Annotated in this window: 26 protein-coding genes, 1 tRNA gene and 1 pseudogene; 16 read left to right on the top strand and 12 right to left on the bottom strand. The window is 60.9% G+C overall.

The features are described from left to right. Positions 1-309: 309 nt before the first annotated feature. Together KBY93_RS14755 and KBY93_RS16315 are read right to left on the bottom strand one after the other, a co-directional pair. Positions 310-663, bottom strand: a complete 354-nt coding sequence (locus KBY93_RS14755) for a hypothetical protein (RefSeq protein ID WP_255095187.1) — start codon at positions 661-663, stop codon at positions 310-312. Further along, positions 629-901 (bottom strand): hypothetical protein, encoded by a 273-nt coding sequence (locus tag KBY93_RS16315; protein ID WP_399223298.1) that lies wholly within the window; start codon positions 899-901, stop codon positions 629-631. Before KBY93_RS16315 ends, KBY93_RS14755 begins: the two co-directional genes overlap by 35 nt. A 639-nt stretch (positions 902-1540) precedes the next feature. Here KBY93_RS16315 and KBY93_RS16185 point away from each other — a divergent pair. Then, a complete protein-coding gene (locus tag KBY93_RS16185) occupies positions 1541-1738 on the top strand; it encodes a hypothetical protein (protein WP_315856421.1) in 198 nt (65 codons plus the stop codon). Between the two features lie 223 nt (positions 1739-1961). On the opposite strand, the gene KBY93_RS14745 is transcribed toward KBY93_RS16185, so the two are convergent. The 6 genes from KBY93_RS14745 to KBY93_RS14720 all read right to left on the bottom strand — a co-directional run bounded on the left by KBY93_RS14745 (position 1962) and on the right by KBY93_RS14720 (position 5815). After that, positions 1962-2477 (bottom strand): hypothetical protein, encoded by a 516-nt coding sequence (locus KBY93_RS14745; RefSeq protein ID WP_255095185.1) that lies wholly within the window; start codon positions 2475-2477, stop codon positions 1962-1964. Positions 2478-2557: 80 nt separating this feature from the next. Further along, positions 2558-3235, bottom strand: a complete 678-nt coding sequence (locus KBY93_RS14740) for a peroxiredoxin-like family protein (RefSeq protein ID WP_255095188.1) — start codon at positions 3233-3235, stop codon at positions 2558-2560. A gap of 74 nt (positions 3236-3309) precedes the next feature. Further along, the gene (locus KBY93_RS14735) at positions 3310-4842 is read right to left on the bottom strand and encodes a cryptochrome/photolyase family protein (RefSeq protein ID WP_255095184.1); all 1533 of its coding nucleotides are present in this window, start codon (positions 4840-4842) and stop codon (positions 3310-3312) included. 217 nt (positions 4843-5059) lie between these two features. Beyond that, positions 5060-5203 carry a chlorophyll a/b-binding protein gene (locus tag KBY93_RS14730; RefSeq protein WP_094555642.1) on the bottom strand — a complete coding sequence of 48 codons (144 nt, stop codon included), beginning with the start codon at positions 5201-5203 and terminating at the stop codon, positions 5060-5062. A gap of 65 nt (positions 5204-5268) precedes the next feature. Beyond that, entirely contained in the window at positions 5269-5514 is a 246-nt protein-coding gene (locus KBY93_RS14725; RefSeq protein WP_255095183.1) for a hypothetical protein, read from the bottom strand. Positions 5515-5632: 118 nt separating this feature from the next. Then, entirely contained in the window at positions 5633-5815 is a 183-nt protein-coding gene (locus KBY93_RS14720; RefSeq protein WP_255095182.1) for a metallothionein, read from the bottom strand. Positions 5816-5917: 102 nt separating this feature from the next. On the opposite strand from KBY93_RS14720, the gene KBY93_RS14715 reads away from it, so the two are divergent. The 3 genes from KBY93_RS14715 to KBY93_RS14705 are packed head-to-tail and all read left to right on the top strand — an operon-like array spanning position 5918 to position 8313. Next, positions 5918-6451 carry a rhodanese-like domain-containing protein gene (locus tag KBY93_RS14715; RefSeq protein WP_255095181.1) on the top strand — a complete coding sequence of 178 codons (534 nt, stop codon included), beginning with the start codon at positions 5918-5920 and terminating at the stop codon, positions 6449-6451. Between the two features lie 8 nt (positions 6452-6459). After that, positions 6460-7560: an acyltransferase family protein gene (locus KBY93_RS14710; RefSeq protein ID WP_255095180.1), complete on the top strand. Its 1101-nt coding sequence runs from the start codon at positions 6460-6462 to the stop codon at positions 7558-7560. Positions 7561-7572: 12 nt separating this feature from the next. After that, a complete protein-coding gene (locus KBY93_RS14705) occupies positions 7573-8313 on the top strand; it encodes a TIGR04283 family arsenosugar biosynthesis glycosyltransferase (protein ID WP_315856420.1) in 741 nt (246 codons plus the stop codon). On the opposite strand, the gene KBY93_RS14700 is transcribed toward KBY93_RS14705, so the two are convergent. Beyond that, on the bottom strand, positions 8295-8987 hold the full coding sequence (locus KBY93_RS14700) for a DUF547 domain-containing protein (protein WP_255095178.1): 693 nt from the start codon (positions 8985-8987) through the stop codon (positions 8295-8297). The genes KBY93_RS14705 and KBY93_RS14700 overlap by 19 nt on opposite strands. Positions 8988-9117: 130 nt before the next feature. On the opposite strand from KBY93_RS14700, the gene KBY93_RS14695 reads away from it, so the two are divergent. From KBY93_RS14695 to KBY93_RS14685, 3 genes are all read left to right on the top strand, one after another. Continuing rightward, positions 9118-9762 carry a DoxX family protein gene (locus KBY93_RS14695; RefSeq protein ID WP_255095177.1) on the top strand — a complete coding sequence of 215 codons (645 nt, stop codon included), beginning with the start codon at positions 9118-9120 and terminating at the stop codon, positions 9760-9762. A gap of 314 nt (positions 9763-10076) precedes the next feature. Then, a complete protein-coding gene (locus KBY93_RS14690; protein WP_255095176.1) occupies positions 10077-10298 on the top strand; it encodes a GlsB/YeaQ/YmgE family stress response membrane protein in 222 nt (73 codons plus the stop codon). Between the two features lie 87 nt (positions 10299-10385). Then, positions 10386-10595, top strand: a complete 210-nt coding sequence (locus KBY93_RS14685; RefSeq protein ID WP_255095175.1) for a hypothetical protein — start codon at positions 10386-10388, stop codon at positions 10593-10595. Here KBY93_RS14685 and KBY93_RS14680 read toward each other — a convergent pair. After that, entirely contained in the window at positions 10585-11031 is a 447-nt protein-coding gene (locus KBY93_RS14680; RefSeq protein WP_094555632.1) for a TspO/MBR family protein, read from the bottom strand. The two genes, KBY93_RS14685 and KBY93_RS14680, sit on opposite strands and share 11 nt — an antisense overlap. A 102-nt stretch (positions 11032-11133) precedes the next feature. Between KBY93_RS14680 and KBY93_RS14675 the strand changes: the two genes are divergently transcribed. The 7 genes from KBY93_RS14675 to KBY93_RS14645 all read left to right on the top strand — a co-directional run bounded on the left by KBY93_RS14675 (position 11134) and on the right by KBY93_RS14645 (position 14025). Further along, complete coding sequence (locus tag KBY93_RS14675; RefSeq protein WP_255095174.1) at positions 11134-11676, top strand: DUF4334 domain-containing protein; 543 nt, start codon at positions 11134-11136, stop codon at positions 11674-11676. Between the two features lie 40 nt (positions 11677-11716). Further along, positions 11717-12133 (top strand): NUDIX hydrolase, encoded by a 417-nt coding sequence (locus tag KBY93_RS14670; RefSeq protein WP_255095173.1) that lies wholly within the window; start codon positions 11717-11719, stop codon positions 12131-12133. Beyond that, positions 12130-12930 (top strand): ABC transporter ATP-binding protein, encoded by an 801-nt coding sequence (locus KBY93_RS14665; protein ID WP_255095172.1) that lies wholly within the window; start codon positions 12130-12132, stop codon positions 12928-12930. Before KBY93_RS14670 ends, KBY93_RS14665 begins: the two co-directional genes overlap by 4 nt. Before the next feature lie 82 nt (positions 12931-13012). Further along, positions 13013-13375 (top strand): hypothetical protein, encoded by a 363-nt coding sequence (locus KBY93_RS14660; protein WP_255095171.1) that lies wholly within the window; start codon positions 13013-13015, stop codon positions 13373-13375. 4 nt (positions 13376-13379) lie between these two features. Further along, on the top strand, positions 13380-13565 hold the full coding sequence (locus KBY93_RS14655; protein WP_255095170.1) for a hypothetical protein: 186 nt from the start codon (positions 13380-13382) through the stop codon (positions 13563-13565). Between the two features lie 5 nt (positions 13566-13570). After that, complete coding sequence (locus KBY93_RS14650) at positions 13571-13936, top strand: hypothetical protein (protein ID WP_255095169.1); 366 nt, start codon at positions 13571-13573, stop codon at positions 13934-13936. 15 nt (positions 13937-13951) lie between these two features. Further along, positions 13952-14025: transfer RNA gene (locus KBY93_RS14645), tRNA-Pro, on the top strand. Positions 14026-14149: 124 nt separating this feature from the next. Here the strand turns inward: KBY93_RS14645 and KBY93_RS14640 are convergent. Continuing rightward, positions 14150-14410: a hypothetical protein gene (locus KBY93_RS14640; RefSeq protein ID WP_255095168.1), complete on the bottom strand. Its 261-nt coding sequence runs from the start codon at positions 14408-14410 to the stop codon at positions 14150-14152. Positions 14411-15437: 1027 nt separating this feature from the next. Here KBY93_RS14640 and KBY93_RS14635 point away from each other — a divergent pair. Continuing rightward, positions 15438-16127, top strand: a complete 690-nt coding sequence (locus KBY93_RS14635; RefSeq protein ID WP_255095167.1) for a class I SAM-dependent methyltransferase — start codon at positions 15438-15440, stop codon at positions 16125-16127. Between the two features lie 181 nt (positions 16128-16308). Here the strand turns inward: KBY93_RS14635 and KBY93_RS16310 are convergent. Then, a pseudogene (locus KBY93_RS16310) lies at positions 16309-16593 on the bottom strand (transposase); the annotation flags it as partial. Between the two features lie 137 nt (positions 16594-16730). On the opposite strand from KBY93_RS16310, the gene KBY93_RS14630 reads away from it, so the two are divergent. Next, positions 16731-17577, top strand: an 847-nt coding sequence (locus KBY93_RS14630; protein ID WP_255095166.1) for a DUF6444 domain-containing protein, incomplete at its 3' end; no start/stop codon positions are given.

The raw sequence follows: 17577 nt of genomic DNA, 5'->3' as shown, positions 1-17577 counted from the left end.
ACCAGATCAAGCAGGAAATAAACCTGGTGATCATCCGAGAGCCAATCACTCGGTGATGGCGGCAGCAGGGTGGTCTGCTCCGGCTGCCAGGGACGGAAGGACTTGGGCTTCTGCATGCCCCATTCTCGTGGGCAGATCCATTGCTGTCACTGGGATCTGGGCAGATTCGTGGGCGTCTGTGGAGAGCTCGGCCGCTGATCTACGCGCAACAGGCTCCTAGGTGCTGCGCTTCCGCCCAACACGCTGGGAGCGCACTTACCAGCGACTGGAGATCACCTGACAGGGGCACGGTGCACGAAAACCAGCTCGTCAAGGGCTGCATGCGTCCTGCTTTCGCATCGCCTCAGCCACCTCAGGAAAGTGCTTTTCGATGCAGGACTCGCACACTCCATGGGTGAAGGCCACATCGGAGTGCTGTTTGATGAAGGCCTCCACACTCGACCAATAGCCTTCATCATTCCGGATTGCCTTGCAATACGAACAGATCGGGATGAGCTCTTCGATCAGGTTGATCTTCTCCAGGGCCACAGCCAGCCGGGCGGACACCCGCCGCAGCTCCAGCTGGGTCACAACCTGGCGGGCGATCCCCTCCAGGGCCCTGATCTGGGCGGCGCTCAGTTCCCTTGGCTCATGGTCGATCACGCAGAGGGTGCCCAGGGGCAAGGCCTCCGGCGATAACAACGGGACGCCCGCATAGAGCGGATGTTGGGTTCCAGGTCACCAGGGGATTGGCGGCGAAGCGCGAATCGAGGTGGGTGTCCTGGACCACCAGGATGTCGTCCTGGAGAATGGCGTGGGCACAAAAGGAGACGTCCCGGCTGGTTTCCGTGGTCTCCAGGCCGAACTTAGATTTGAACCACTGCCGGTCAGTGTCGACCAAGCTGACCAGCGCGATGGGCACGTCGCAGACGTAGGCCGCCAGTGCCGTCAGATCGTCGAAGGCCCGCTCGGGAGGTGTCGAGGATGCGGTACTGGCGAAGTGCTTCCAGCCGCTCTTCCTTTCGCTCGCTCAGTAGCGCCTTCATGGGCATGAAACCGAAGGATCCTGATGTCCCTTGGCCACATTGTCGGGGCCACTCCCCCGGCTCAGTGGCGCCTTCACGTTTCCTCACCCCTCCCCTTCCCCGAACAGGGCATCGCTCTGTCCGCGCGGGCTTTGTGAGGAGTAAATTTGTTGTGATGAAGCACCTGAACTGGGGATACATCCAATTAGGCCTGCTTGCCCTTGCTTTTGGTGGTCTGCAGGTCTGGTGGATCAGCAGCACTCTGAGGACACGAGACCTCGCCAGACCCCTGAGCGCCAAGGATTTCCGCAGATCCCTGGAACGGATTTTTAAGATCGACCAGGCGCCATCCGATTGATTGAGCGGCAGCAGGACCGGCTCATGGTAGGATTGTAAAGATTTTATAAGTTTGTATGTTCAGGGCACTTTTCGGCTTTCTCTTTGCGGCGGTCATGTTTGTCCAGGTTCCTCAGTGGGACAACGATTGGACCAAGTGCTCTGTGTCGGTTCCCGACACTGCCTGTCACTGGTACGTCGTGAATCCAGACAACACTTTTGGTAAGGGATTCAGTTGGATCACTGCTCCAAAATATGACTTTGAAGCACTTCAAGATATTGCAGCTCAGCACGAAGTGACAGTTGCTAACGGATATCAAACGACGGTGGAATTGATGAATGCAAGCACTGACGTCAATATGGCGATGATTACTGATCGATATCAAGCTCGACATTGAATTCTCAAAATATTTTGCTTGAGCCGATAGATCTAGTCCTAATATTTAAAATCTAAAAACCTGTGATCGTGAGCAGATAGCCTCGCGATAGCTTCTGGACGGACGCAAACAAGCCAAGCAGGGGAGTTGTTGAACCTCTTCCAGCATCAGCTGCAGTCCAAGACCATTCCGTTCATCAAGACACCAAAAAACTCAGTTACATACGCCCCAGGGATCGCGCTGTTCAGCTCTGAACGTTGATGGGTCGTTTCCAGGGAGTGCGCCCCCAAGGCTTGAGAAAAGAGATGAACACAACGGCTAACTGCAGCAGCACCTGAACGCTTCCCCCCACCAGCCCCTGGAACCAGGTTGTCCAGTAGATCGAATCAACAGGTATCTCAGGCATGTTGAGCCCAGCGAGCAAAGCCGCATTGCTGTCGAGCCAGGGACCCAAGGCCACTGTGCCAAAAAAGATCAACGAAACCGTGAGCAGGCCCTTGATCACCACCCACCAGTGCTTCAAATACCCCCACGGTGTGATGGCACAAAGCACAAGACCGCTCAGGAGACTCAGCGAAGCACAAGGAATGATCACGACGTCGTCCAAGAACTTGCTCAGTTCAGCGACCACCACCTGCGTGGGGAAGGCCCGCTCGGTCTGGCCGAACTGAATCAACACCAACAGGCCGGCCGTCACGGCCCAAGTCAGGGAGATCACCACATGAGTGGAGATGATCCACAACCGCCCGGTGACCGACACTTTCCACACGAAAGGGAGCTGCTCAAATACGGCGGCACCCTACCCAGAACTGGCCCTGGCCTCCCACCAACGCCCAAGGGTCAGCCCAGAATGGGATCCAGGAAGCTGAGCGGCCTGGCCATGGTTTCCGAGAATCCGAGAATGCCGCGGTCCCGGTAGCTGTACAGAAGCGTGTCGTCGGCCTCCAGCAGGAAGGTGCCGCCCCGCTGGGTGAGGAAGTCGTCGCGGGGCACGTAGGTGCGCCAGTGGCCCAGCACTTCGCTCATGTTGCGCAGCCGCACCGTGGCCAGCTCGAAGGGCCGCTGGAATCCAGTCCCGCCCGCCTTGGCAAAGAAGGAACCCTGAATCGGCGGCAGGGGGCCCGCCTGGATGGTCTCGTCGTCGGCGATGCGCTGGGGCGCGTTGCGATCGCCCGTGTAGCCCCGCAGCACCTCGGCCAGGGTGCCGGGGGAGCCGATCCCGGCGCACATCAGCAGCAGGTTCGGCCAGGCGCCGCCGATCTGCCGCAGGCCTTCGTAAAGCCCCAGGGCCCGATGCAGCTGGGGTTCGGCGTCAACCTGCAGCCGCTCACTCGGAAAGCCGGTGAAGGCGCAGAAGCGCTGACGGCTGGCCTCATCACCGATGCCGATTGCCAGTACGGCGATGCCGGCGGCCTCCAGCTGCGGCCAAGCGGCCACAAGGGCCTGGGCGTATTCAATGCTGTCGAAATCGCCCAGCTGGGGGAACAGCAGCACCAGGCGACGGCGGCCCATCCCCATCCCCTCCAGCTCCGCCAAGCGCTCCAGCAGGGCGGCTGGTGCGGCCGGCCGGGGCTCACTCTCCGTTGGGTTGGTCACAGGCAGGGGTCGTTTAAAGCTGGCACCATCGTCGCCCGCTCCAGAAACGTCTCCGCGGCGGCGTTCAACACCTCGCGCCGCTGGGGATCCATCCGCTCCAGCAGGCGCACCATCATCGAGAGGCGGGGGTTCCCGCGGAAGAACTCCTGGTTCCGCTCGATGAAGCGCCAGTAGAGACCGTCCCAGATCTCGCACCAGGGCCCCTTCTTGAAATCGCTCATCTTGAGGATGTAGTTGGAGCCGCTGATGTAGGGCTTGGTGGCGAACAGGCCGCCATCGCTCATCAGGCCCATGCCATAAACGTTGGGGCCCATCACCCACTCGTAGGAATCCAGGTAGCGCTCCATGAACCAGCGGTGCACCTCGCCGGGATGGATCTCAGAGAGCAGCATCAGGTTGCTGATCACCATCAGTCGCTCGATGTGGTGGTTGTAGCCGAGGCGGTTCAGCCGCTCGATCGCGGCATCCAGCGGCGGCAGGCCGGTGTTGCCCTCGCTCCAGCAGGGGGCCAGGCGGCGGCGATGGTTCCAGAAGTTGCTGCTCGCCTGGCGCTGGCCGTGCACCAGGTCGATGCCGCGCACGAACTCGCGCCATCCGATCACCTGGCGCAGGAAGCCCTCCAGCGAGGCGATCGGGACCGGTTGGTCGCTGTTCTGCCGGCTCTGCACGTGGGCGAGGGTCGCTTCGATCACGCCGGCGGGCGTGAGCAGACCGATGTTGAGCAGGGGAGAGAGCAGGGAATGGTTCAGGGTGTCGTGGTGGGCACTCAGCGCGTCTTCGTAGGGGCCGAAATCCTCAAATCGCTCGATCAGGAACTGCTGCAGCCAGGCGTGGGCCCCGGCGTGATCGAAGGGAATCCATAGCGGCCCCAGCTCTCCGGGGTGATCGGCGAAGTGGTTGGCGATCAGCGCCCGCACCGCCGGTTCATGGGGGCTGGCCGCCACCACCGGCAGAGGTGGCTCCCTGTATCCCTTCGGCAGCTTCCGGCGGTTGTCCACGTCGTAGCTCCATTGGCCGCCGGTCGGCGAACCGTCGGCTTCGATCAGCAACCCCAGGCGCCGGCGCTGACGTTCATAGAAGGTCTTCATGAAGGGGCGGCGGCGGCCTTCAAACCAGGCCCGGCTCTCGGCCCCCGATTCGAGGAAGGCGGGCGACGGCAGCACCGTGAGCTCCAGCGCCTGCTCCTGGCAGAACCGCTCCAACCGCGCCGCGAAGCTCCGGTCGGCGATCTCTGCCACCCGCAGCTGCTTGGCTCCGGCCAACTCAAGCTCCAGCCGCTCCCAGGACGACACCCCCGCCGAGGCCGGCAGCTCGAAATAATGAACCGCAACGCCCCGCTCGATCAGGGCATCGCGGAAGCTGCGCATCGCCACGAAGGTGTGCAGCAGGCGCAGCTGGTGGTAGCGGTAAGCGGACGCCACCGCCAGGTCTTCGATCATCAGCACCTGGCTGCCGGCGGCCAGTTCCAGTGGCGAGGCGGTGAACCACTGGCGGTGCAGCTGGTCGCCAAGGATCAGGGTGAAAGTCACTGGGTCAGTGCCATGGCGTCGGTGCCAGCGTCAGCGCTTTGTGGGGCGGGTGTATCTGGGCAAGGCGCTGAGCTCAATCCCGTTTGCTCGGGATGAACCACGGCAATTCAGTCAGGAGTTTTCGGTCATGGGCGATGAATACCAGAGGCAAAGACAGACGAAAGCCCGGACGACTTAAGCCGTCCGGGCTTGAGCAGCTTGACTGGTGAGCCCGGGTTCAGCCCAGACCAATCTGGGAAAGAATGCTCTGACCGGTGAGCAATTCTGTTGCAAGGCCGATGACGAAGCCGAGCATGGCCATGCGGCCATTCCAGGTTTCAGCAAAGGCAACGAAACCAAAACGGGAGGTGGAGTCAGCCATGGGTGAAATGGAACTTCTTAAAACTTAACACAACTTTGATTGTGTGGTCGTGCTGTGTGCTGGGTTCAGAGGTGGCGGTTGCGACCCAGAGGCTCGATCCACTGCTCGCGGACCGTGTCGTGGCGCAGCTTGGCTGCGGGAAGCCTGCAGCCAAGCTGGATGTCGCCCTGATCGAGCAGGCGCCCAAGCCGCAGCGCGGTGGCTTCCTCCACCCGGGAGAAGTGATCCTGCTGATGGGTGAGCCAGGAGAGCTCGTTAGGCGTGATGACTCCGCTGGAGAGGGATTCGAGAAAGAGCTGACCGACCGTCATGGCTCATGTAACGGAACATGAACACTCTGTCGCGTCCATGAGCCGCCTGTGGGAGCGCCGAGAGCAGCTGGGGCTTCCACGAGCACTCCCAGAGGCTGAATGCCCAGCGGCGGCCTGCTCAGCCTTGGCACTCACAGCCGCAGCCGGAATGGCAGGGTTCACCGTTTGGATGTCCGTTGGCACAGACGTCGCTGCAGAACAGCAAGCCGCCTCGGCGAAGCGTTGTTTCCGCTTGCACCGTGCAGTGACAGCCCGGGCATGCGCATTTGAGAGTAGTGGGCTTCTCAAGAGTCGTGGTCATGGGCACTCCTGAAGCAGGACGACACCACCATTCTGATGCCGCCAGCGCTGAAGAGGACCGTGAGAACCATATCCAGCAGCGGGCACAATTTTTGTTGATCACATGTCGCAGAAAATTCATCCTGCTGCTACCGCTGGTTCACACCTCCCCGTAAATCGGTCATTCACAGCTGATCAGGCCGTTTTCTGCTGCCTGAAGCAATGGATCCGGCTGCGCTATCCAGCCGTTTCTTCCATCGAAGCTGAGCAGCTCGAGCAGATCCTGGCCGGAGATGGGGCTGCCGACTGGTTGATCCTCGATGCGAGATCACCGGCCGAATTCGAGTTCAGTCACCTGGGCGGTGCAACTCTGGTCGAGGCAGACGGTTCGATTGCGGATATGGAATCGTTCACGACACTCCCCAGGGACAGGTCGATCGTTGTCTGCTGCTCGGTGGGAGTGCGCAGCGCCGCACGGGTGGCTGAACTGCGGCGTGAAGGGTTTTCGCGGGCTTTCAATCTGGAAGGTGGCCTGTTCAAGTGGGTTCGTGATGGGCGTTCTCTGTTGCGTGATGGAGAGCCCACCCTGCTGGTTCACCCATACAATCGCCTCTGGGGAAGGTTGCTGACGGCGAAGAACCGTAGCAGGGAAAATTGATGAAGTCCATGACCCATCAGCTCCGTTCCCATGATCTGGATTGGCTGCGGTTGCTGGCCATCGTGCTGCTGATCCCCTTTCACTCGGCCGCTGTCTTCTACGAGGGTGAACTGGGCAGTTTCTACGTCGTCAATGCCCAGAGAAGTGCCGGCCTCAGCATGTTCATTCAGTTCGTGCATCAGTGGCACATGCCACTGTTCTTTTTTCTGGCCGGTGCCGCCAGTTGGTATTCCCTGCAGACACGCTCTCAAGGGGAGTACCTGCGGCAACGGCTGCGAAGGCTTCTGCTGTCTCTGCTGATAGGAATCCTGGTGCTTGTTCCGCCACAGGTGTATATCCATGAGCTCCAGGATGGCAGAGAGAGCGGTAACTTCCTGCGGTTCTACCCCCTCTTCTTTGATGGCGTCCGACCACTGGGTCATTTCGAGTGGGCTCATCTCTGGTTTCTGGCTTATCTGCTTGTGATCTCGATCGCTTGCTTTCCGGTGATGCTGAGGCTGCGAGGCGACTCCACCACGAGCGATTCCATTTCATTCTTTTCGATGACCCCTGGCCTGGGGTCACTGATCAATCTGGCCGTACCGTTGATGGCGGTTGAGGCCCTGCTGCGCCCACATTGGATCGGCTTTCAGAACCTCTACGACGACTGGGCCAATCTGCTCCTCTATCTGCTGTACTTTTTCTACGGCTTTCTCTTCTGCCGTGACACTGGATTGTGGTTGGCTCTGGATCAGCACAGGTGGCTCATCTGCGCCACAGCAGGGCTTGGAATGGTGCTCCTGTTCACTCTCGGCATCACGCACATGGTGCCGGAGCGAGCCTATTCAGCCCCCTACATGGCCTATCAGGCCTTTCGAGGTTTCAACAGTTGGTGCTGGGTTCTGGCCCTGTTGGCTCTGGCACGGCCCTATCGGAGCTACAGCCACCCCATCCTGAGTTACGGCAACCGGGCGGCCTTCTCCGTTTATCTGCTCCACCACCCCCTCATCGTGATCATCGCGTTCTTCGTGGTGCCGCTGTCTCTGGCCATTCCGGCAAAATTCGTGTTGATCAGCCTTGCTTCTCTGCTGGGCAGCCTGGGCCTCCATCAGAGCCTGATGCGGCGCTGAGGCTCACCCAGAATGGCATCGATGGCACAGCTCTCAATCATCATTCCCACCCTGAATGAAGGCACCACCCTGGCGCGCACCTTGCGGCAGGTGAAGGCCTTGTACCCGCCTGCCTGGGAGGTGCTGGTGGTGGATGGCGGCAGCAGCGACAACACTATTCAGATCGCCGTCGCTGCCGGCGTGGTGGTGCTCAGGAGCGAGGGGGCAGGTCGGGCCATCCAGATGAACCATGGGGCAAGAGCGGCCACGGGTGATCTGCTTTGTTTTCTGCATGCGGACACCCTGATCCCCGACGACCTGGTCCAAGTGGCCGAGCGCACCTTGGCGGATGCCTCAATTGCCTGCGCTGGCTTCATTTCGCTGATGGGCCATGGCGGCAAAATTCACTGGGACATCTCGGCCCTGAATCTTTTGAAAACCTATCTAGCGCCGCTGTTGTTTCGGCCCCATCTTTATCTGAAAGGATTGCGTCTGCTCTTTGGTGATCAGGTGATGATCTGTCGCCGACTAGATTTCTGGTTGTGCGGTGGATTTGATGCAAAGCTTCCGATCATGGAAGACGGAGATCTGTGCCTGCGCATGCTGAACCTGGGGCGCATCGTGCTGATCAATCGTGTGGTCGAGAGTTCGGATCGTCGTGTTCAGCAATGGGGAAGATGGAAAGCGATCACCACCTATCTCTCGATCGGCATTTTCTGGGGGCTTGGTGTACCGCCGAGCCGCCTGAAGCGTTTCTATGAGGACATCCGCTGATTGAGGCTCCAGTCGTAGGGAAGATAAGCCAGCCGCAGTTCAGTTTTCAATGCGGTTGCGCCCTGAAGCTGGGGCAGGATGTAGGCGGGAATTGAAGGAGCCGCTGCCAGAAAGTCGGCTTTGTACCACTGGAAGATTCGGCTGCAGTGAAGGATGCCCGCATCAGCATCGAGGCGCACTTTCTGGGGGTTGTTGACGAAGCGCACCAGGTCATCCTCGAGTTGCTGCTCAACGCGCTCCGGCGTATAGGCCTCGCAGCGCAGCAGCGGACACCCCAGTGAGGCACAGACGATCGCGAAATGGATGCGTGGGTCATTGCTTTGCTCACGCAGTGTCCGATTCTCGATCTGCGCCAGGCTGATCAACTGCGAGCCGAGGCGATGCACCGGCTGTTGAAAGAAGCGCAGAAAGCCGATCCAGTTGGGCAGGCCGAGCAGCTTGGGTCGGATCGAGGCAATGGGATAGCGGCTGAGCACCGCCTGGATCGTGAAGGCGTTGTAGAGGTTGATCCAGTGGGCCAGGTGATCCTGATGCCCCTTCGTTTCGCAGGATTGCTGGGCCAGCCAGTCGGCGAGGATGGTTGGCTCCCTGGTCAGCCAGGACCGGTAATCCACCCGCCCGTCAGCATCGACGTAGGTGCGGAGCAGCCCATCCCAGGTGGTGAGGTCAACCATTATTGGCAACCGTAGTGGGCTGCTGCTGCAACGAGACGGGGCATGGCCCGCAGCTGTTGCCGCTCTCTCGCCAGGGCGCTTCGCATTTCTTTACGGAGGTTGCCAGACTTTTTGCATCAGCTCCCCCGCCATGACCACCCTCCTGCTTCTTGAGCTCTTCGCCGGCTTCCTGGCTGCCGGCATGGCCCTCTGGTTCATCCTGCTCAGCCGGCCCTCGCCCCGGATCGAACGAGGTCTTTCCTCCGCAGCGGTTGTCCGATCTGACGCGGGCGGCAGTCTCAGGCTCCGTCAGGCTCTTGGCGGCTATTTCCTGAGAAAGGGTTTAACGGTGAACATCGCGCTGCTGGTCCTGCGCCTGGCCATAGGTGGTCTGATGATCCACCACGGCCAGGAGAAACTCGCCGACCCCCAGCAATTCGCCAACACCTACGTGGCCTCGCTGCATCTCCCGTTCCCGCTGTTCTTCGCTTACGCGGCTGGATTCTCAGAGCTGATCGGCAGTTGGCTGTTGATCCTCGGCCTGCTTACTCCCATTGGAGCACTCGCCATCACCGGCACCATGACCGTGGCGGCATACCAGCACATCCTCACGGCCGGCCTCAACATCTATGTGCTTGAACTGGTGCTGCTCTACCTGGGCGGAAGTCTTGCCCTGCTGCTGATCGGTCCAGGTCGCTTCTCCTTCGACGGCGCCATGGTGAATGATCTGATTGCAGAGCCTTCGCAACCTGCCCCGGAAAACTTTGAATCCGGTTCCATGGTGACTGCTTCCTGAGCGCACTCACGTTCCGATCTTGATCACTGTCTCAAGTTCCAGCAGACTGGATCTGCTCAATCTTTTTTGTCTGATGCTACTAATTAGAACTTCATTACCATCGCCAGGGTCGTGCCCTGAAGCCCGACTTCAAGCCCATGCCTCAGAACTTCGATGCCACCTATCTCAAGACTTGCCAATGAGGCAGCATCAGTTCCGTGATGACTTTGCCTGAGCGTAGACGTCAGCACTGGAACCACGCCAAGACGGCATGTTCCTGATCCGGAGGTAGGGTTCGACCGTTCCTGTTTTCTGCTACCAGCACTTCCAAAGCCATGAACGTTCTGTTGTTCCTGCTTGTGGGCGTGATCGCCGGATGGCTGGCAGGTGGTCTGGTGATGCATCTGGTTGCAGGGATCATCGGCGCATTGATCGGTGGCCTGGCGCTGGCTGGCTGGGGGCCTTCCTTCGGTGATGCGCTCCTGGGCAGTGTCCTCAAGGCGGCGATTGGCGCTGCGCTTGCAGTGCTGATCCTGAGGCTGATCAAGCGGCCTTGAGCGCGTTGGGGAGTGGCGTGTCAGCTTGGAGGTGGGAGTGCGCCATGCGCTGCCCGGTCCCTGGCTGCACAAGCAGGAGATTTCCCCATGAATGTTCAATCTCTGGATCTGCCCGAAGCCCTGACATTGCTCGGGTTGGAGCAGTTGCCTGAGGATTTCGTCGAGCTCTCACGCCAGGTGGCCTGGCATCAACCTGCCGTCCAGGCCTGGAGTGAATCTCAGAGCCTCGCTTATCGCGTGGTCTGGGAAGCCGTGGAGCAGCAGATCGAGCACCCCGGCGAGCCCGTCAGCGGTTGAGGCTTTCCATCCGCCAGGTCACGAAGCTGCCCACCGGGCTCCAGAGCAGGAAGGGGATCAGCAGCAGCGCCGCTGGCCGAGACAGCTGCAGCACCACCACCGCAAGCGCCACCCCCCAGGCCCAGCCGGCCAGGCCGATCACGGTGCCATTGCGCAGGCTGCGGCTTCGGCAGATCAACAGGGTGTAGCTCTGAACCAGCACCACCATCCCCAGGTAGCCGGCCATCAGTGCCAGGTTGCTGGTGGCCTGCCACACCAGCAGAGCCGAGGCATAGAAGCAGAGGTAGATCGCCAGCCAGATCGCCGGAATCCAGCGCTCGAAGCTGAGCCAGCGGGGGCGGCGAAGCCGCAGAAACCAGCGGAAGTCGTCCTGAGACGGGTTGAGCAGGGCTCCAACCGCCACGATCACCGCCAGGATCACCAGGGCCGCCACCATCGAGCATCAGTGCATGGCTCTCCAGGCTGATCGCCCGAGGGGCGCCGATGCTGCGCTTTTTCTCGTGCCGTCATCAATCCGTACCTCGGGAAGGTTCTGCCCATGGCCAGTGCCGACAGCCTCCAGCGCCTGCTGCGTGAGCGCCACTCCGGCCTCGAGGAGGCCCTTGCCGTCTTCGACGATCTGGCGCCGGTGGAGCCCGCCATGCTCTGGGGCCGCTGGCAGGGCAGCGAGATCCGCACTGGCCATCCCATGGAGGGCTGGCTGGAGGTCTGCGGCTGGTACGGCAAGCAGTTTCTCGATTCAGAGACCGTGCATCCGCTGCTGATGCGCATCGGAGCGGGCGAACCCTTCCCGATACGGCCGCTGCCGGGAGCGCTGGAGCTGGCTCGCCGCGTGTCCCCCCAGGCGTTTCAGCTGCCGGGGCCGCTGCTGCGCCGGTCGCTGCTGCTGTTGCGCACCAGGCGTTCCCAGGCTCGCCTGCGGCTGATGGAGGTGCGTGGCGTGGTCAGCGCCACGATGCTCTACGACCACCTGCCGGTGCATGACGCCTTTCGCCTCGTTGACGACGACACCGTGCTCGGGTTGATGCAGGCCAAGGGGGACCCCCGGCCCTACCTGTTCCTGTTGGAGCGCCGGCCTTGAAGGCTGGATTACGTTGACGCCTTGCCGCTGAAGTCAGTTGATGCTGGAGGTGGCCCTGGCGATGCTCGAGCGCGATGGCCGCTGGCTGGTGCAGCTGCGTGATGACATCCCCGGCATCGTCGCCCCAGGTTGCTGGGGTCTCTTCGGCGGCCACCTCGATCCTGGTGAGAGCCCGGATCAGGCCCTGAGGCGGGAGCTGCAGGAGGAAATCAACTGGTGTGCCGGCGAACTTCCCTTCTGGTTCCGCCACAGCACGCCGCAGCGGACCGCCCACTTCTTTCGCGCCAGCCTGCCGCTGCCCCTTGACGACCTTCAGTTGCTGGAAGGCCAGGACATGGTCCTTGCCGGCATCGAGGAGCTGGTCACAGGCCAGGTCTGGAGCCCCAGGCTGCAGCAGGCCCGTCCCCTGGCCCATTCTCTGCAACTGGCGCTGGAGAACCTGCGCCGGATCCCATGACTGCGGCCGAGGCCTATCTCGACCTGCGCGCCGTGGAGGCCTACCTGGGGACCCGGCGGGTGTTCGACAACCTCAGCCTGCGGTTGCACCTGGGCGAGAACAGCGTGATTCTCGGGCCCAACGGGGCCGGCAAGAGCGCCCTGATCAAGCTGATCAGCCGGGAGATCTACCCCGTGGTCAAGCCGGGTTCACACCTGCGCCTGTTCGGCCGTGAAACGGTCAACCTCTGGGATCTGCGTGCCCGCATCGGCCTGGTCTCCCGCGACCTCCTGACTGGATATGTTGGCGCGGTTCCAGCCCGTGACGTGGTGCTCTCGGGTTTCTTCGGTTCGGTGGGGATCGGTCCCAGCCAGCACCCCAGCCCCGGGCAGCGCCAGCGGGTGCAGGCGCTGATGGTCCGGCTGGGGTTGGAGGATCTGGCCACTCGCCCCTACCGCCAGCTCTCGGATGGCCAGCGCATGCGTCTGCTGCTGGCCCGCGCCCTTGTGCACGATCCCCAGGTGCTGGTGCTGGATGAACCCACCACCGGCCTCGACCTGCGCGCCAAGCACCAGCTGCTGCAGATCCTGCGCGAGCTGGCCCAGTCCGGCACCACCCTGCTGCTGGTCACCCACCAGATCGAGGCGATCATCCCCGAGATCAGCCGTTGTCTGATGCTCCGCCAGGGGTCGCTGGTGGCTGATGGCCCAGTGGACGAGCTGCTGGCTGATGGACCCCTCAGCGAGCTGTTCGAAACGCCCCTGCAGGTCTGCAGCGCCGGTGGGTATCGCCAGGTGCTGCCGGCCCCCTCCCCGTGAGCAGGGCCTGACCCCGCCTCACCCAGGCTCACCAGTCCTGGCGTTCCCCGCGAGGCTGGTGCAAACTCAGTCCAGGCAGGTCATGGGCATGGCGTCGACCAAGCAGCACCGCAGGTCGCTCTGGCTTGGGCTTCTGGCCCTGGCCCCCCTGCTGGGCCTTCCCCTCTCTGGCGCCGCTGTGGCGATGTCCTCGCCCTGGTGGGAAAACTATGAGGTGCGGGAAACCTTCCTCTGCAACGACACCAATCAGGTGGTGGTGGAGCGCAACGATTCCCAGGCCTCACTCCTGGCTGGCCGCTCCCGCACCACCCTCTTCCGCGAAGACTCTCCGCTGCCAGGCCTGCGCTACGGCACCGATCGGCTGCGCCTGATCCTGCGCGGCGATGAACTCACCCTGGAGAGGCTGCCGCAGCGGATGCTCTGCCTGCGCACGGATCAGGTCTGATGGCATGACGCCCCTACCCGACCGCACCGTGCTGCTGTTGATGGCCATCACCCTTGGAGCGGTGGCGGCCCTGGTGTTCTGGAGTGTGCGGATTCAGCCGGCCCGCGAGACCCCGCTGCTCTGGAAGGAGACCCCCGGCCGCACCATTCCTGCCGCCCCGGCGGCCCAGCCGAAAGGCACCCTGCTCTGAAACCCTTGGCATCCCCCGACGACGGCTCGGAGAGAAAACGACAACTGCACCCCTTGCCGAAGGGGCTGGTGGAGCTCTACGGGCTGCTGGCGGTGCTGTTCGTGCTCGTGCCTGAGTGGATGGCCGGCGGTGCCATGCGCTCGATCCCCGGGGTGAACCAGGGCAACCCCCTGCCGGTCACTGCCAGTGCCTGGCGACGGTTGCCGGAGTTGCGCCTGGCGGCTCTGAACCTGGCCCAGCTGCGCCAGCTGGCCAGGCGCCTGCGGCTCTGGGGTTACGCCAGCTTGAGCCGCGAACGGCTCACGATCCAGATTCTCAGGCGACTCAAACGGGTACGCGCCTGGGAGTCGTGGCTGCCGCGGGGGCTGTGATAGCTTCCATCCCGACGGGGCGTAGCGCAGCTTGGTAGCGCACCACTTTGGGGTAGTGGGGGTCGTGGGTTCAAATCCCGCCGCTCCGATTCATCAACCGTTCATCACCTCTTCACCGGCTCCCCCAGCCGGTTTTTTTGTGCTCTGAGCCGCCAGCACGGCATGCAAAGACAAGCCGATGCTGCGCTTGTTCCGCCAGCCTCCAGATTTGAGTCACCCTGCCATCCTCCGCTCTGCTGGCTGGAGCTCGATCCAGCAGCTGAGCTGGGGGAAGGATGGTCCGGGGGTGGCGCCGAGGTCGTCCTCAAGCGCTGCAGCCAGAACCTTCAAGTCATGCAGCCCTCCATGGATGTCCTGGGCCAGCCGGAGGTCGGTGAGCAAGTGGCTGAGGGCGGGCTCGAGACAGTGTCTCTGGCTCTCGATGCCGTAGTAGCGCACACCTTTGATCCACTGGAGCAGCCCACGCAGGTCCATATCGCCGGATCGCCGCTGAGCCAGCCCAGTTCCAGCAACAGGCTTTCTACTGCCTGGGCCCGCCTTTCCCCAAGCCAGTATTCCAGGGGTTGGCCCCCCCAAGCTGGTGAAGTGGTGTAGATCCTGCCAGCGGTGCAGGCCCTCCAGCAGCTTCAGGTATCGGGGGCCTCGCAGTGACGTGCCGTCACACACCAGCTGGTCGAGATTCTCTGCGTCACCTGGTATCTGGGCGATCGTCCAATCACGAATGTCAGCGCAGACCGTCACCACACCCACTTGTAGTAAAAGTTGCGCATCGCAGAATACGAATGTGGCTTGCAGTTCGAGTTCCAGCTGCTCGCTCAGTACCGCATGGTGTAGCCGTGCGAATGGCTCCAGATCCTTCAAGCTTTCGCATCCGTGCAGGATGACCAGGACAGCCACCAGCAGCAGATACCAGGCGGGGATACGAATCCCCCGCCGCATCTGCGCATGGGGATCGCCTTGAGGAAGCTGATCAGATCGAGAAATGTTGCAGCAGAGCCGGTTTCGGGCTTAGAGAATGAGCTGGCCCGCTCAGCGAACCCAATGCTGGCAGCTCAGGCCCAAGGAGATCGATGCCGCTTCGCCAGGAGGCCGGTACAGCCACAACAGCGCGATACAAAGCGGCGAACGCCAACAATACAGCAATGCTCCTGGCGAAAGGCTTGACAATTTAAAGAGATGGATTCATTGTGGAGAAGCGAAGAGTATTTGCACTTCCCGAATGACAGCACGTAATTCAATTTTTTTGATGCTTTCATCATGGTAAACAGTCCTCTTCTTTTGCAATGCCTAAAGCTACGCATCCTAGGCAGTACATGAGTCTGAGCAAAAAACTGGCCAGACTCACTAATGGCAAAAGTGTAACTGCAAGGCGCTCACGCGTGTATCATGCTTTAAGAGTATTCATTAAAAATGGAATGGCTGGCCGCTCACTTTTCGCTGGGATGAAAGATCCTTATTTCAAGAGTAGATTTGTTGACGTACCAGCTATAATAGCTGATTGGTGCGGGCGCTCCTCATCCGAGATGCGGATATTTTGGACTTTGGGTGTGGAGAGGGAATCTCCGCATTGGGTCTTGCCACCGAATTTGGGCCGCATCGAGTTGTAGGTATCGACATAATGCCAGACGTTGATCGGTGCCTTGATGTTGCTAAACTGAACTTAGGCATTGATTCGCTCCCGGCCAATTTGCAATTGCATCAAGTTCAACCAGGCCTATTGCACAACGAAGTAGATCGATTTGATATTGTCTACAGCTGGTCTGTCTTCGAGCACATTGATCAGACGCTTCTGGATCATTCTTTATCGCTGATCCGATCAGCATTAAAGCCAAGGGGGCTTTTTCTTGTGCAGATAGCTCCTCTATACTATTCTGCGGAGGGTTCCCATCTGTTTCATGTATTGCCACAGCATTGGATTCACCTTCAAATGCAGCATAATCGACTCAAGCATGTCCTTAGGGAGGCTGTTGCTGATCCAGAAGAGGCGAATGCTTTGTGGTCAACGTATTGTACGCTAAACAGGATTACCCACCAAGAGTTGATCTCCCGAATCAGTGTTAGTGGATTTGAAATCTTGCGAACATTTTTGACTACTCAGGAGCTTAGTCCTCCTCAGTCGCTACTTGATGTTTATCATCGTGACTCCCTGCTTGTCAATCAAGTGGTTGTTCTTGCCCGCGCTAACTCCTAGAGAAGTTCTGATCAAGACGGCTCTCCGTGTAGCGTGTCAACACAACCGGTCAGCTACTGCGCCAGTGGCCTGCGTAGGGAAGCTCTGATCAAGACGGCTTAGGGACTCCTGAAAAAGAGCGGCAGCCAAAACCGGTCCTCGAGTGGGCGTGGATGCGCAATAGGGGAGCCCACAAGCCTGGCTATGCGGTGACCGGCAAATCATCCAACTTGGGACATGGACTATTGCAGGCACCGCCGTCCATGGAATTGAGCTTAAAAAGACCCCACAGCCAAGCGAAAAGGAATACAAAAAGAAGGCGCAGCAGCCTCAGGATCTTCTCCGCGCACATCACCAGGAAGCTCATTGAGATTGAACCCTCAGCGCCAGCGGACAGTCTGGCCATGATCAACTTCAAGGAATATTTGCGCTTGCCTGTGCCAAAGACGCCTTCTACCTCATTGCGTCGGCGCTGATCGGCAAGTAGCTGTTGCCTGTGGGCGGCACTAACCTCTGGATCCGTAAGCGTTCAGGGGTCGGGACAGCACGCGGCGAACTTCGTCTCTGCTGAACCCTTGACGGCGAGATGATTCCCGTTTGCATCTCAGACAGAGACTGCTTGAGATGGGAGCCCCTCCTGCTGGCATTTCCGATGCGGACTGGTTGTCGTGGCCAGCCGATGCCAAAGAGCTGATCCTGTCGCAGCAGCAGGAGATCGAGGAGCTCCGCGTCCAACTCAACGCCCTGGCGACGGAACTGGCCAGCCTGCGCGAGAGGATCGGCCGCAGCTCACGCAACTCCTCCAAACCACCTTCCAGCGATGGCCCTGGGTTTAAGCCGCCCGAGCGGAGCAAGGGCAGTGGCCGCAAGCGGGGCGGCCAGCCGGGCCATCCCGGATCCGGGCCGGAGCTGCTGCCGATCGAGCGGGTGGATGAAGTGCTGGAGCACCACCCCCAGGCATGCCGCCGCTGCGGGCAGCTGCTGGCCGGTGTGGATCCAGAGCCGTTGCGCCATCAGGTAATCGAGATACCGCCGATCACACCGCTGGTGATTGAACACCGGCTGCACCGCTTGGTCTGTCCCTGCTGCTCTACCAGCACCTGCGCGACCCTGCCGGCAGATGTGGACGCGGCCCGTTACGGACCCCGGCTCAGCACCCTGGTGGGTCTGCTGGGCAGTGCCTTCCCGTTGAGCATCAGCAAGACCCAGGCGCTGCTGGATCAGTTGTTGGGAGTGGAGATCAGCCGAGGAGCGATCGCTGCGATCCGCCAACGGCTGAGCGCAGCCCTGGCGCAATCGATGGCAGAAGCACTGCAGGCCGCCCGCCAGCAGCCGGTGGCCTATGTCGATGAAACCGGCGCCCCCACCGGCAATGCCGACGGCAATAATCCGGCTGGCCGCCGCGGCTGGCAGTGGGTCATGGTCACCCCAGTGGCGACGGTGTTCCTGCAGGGCCTCAGCCGCTCAACTG

It is taken from the genome of Synechococcus sp. J7-Johnson (assembly GCF_024345795.1).
Taxonomy (GTDB): Bacteria; Cyanobacteriota; Cyanobacteriia; order PCC-6307; family Cyanobiaceae; genus Regnicoccus_A.
This window is presented reverse-complemented; position numbering and strand designations above follow the sequence as displayed.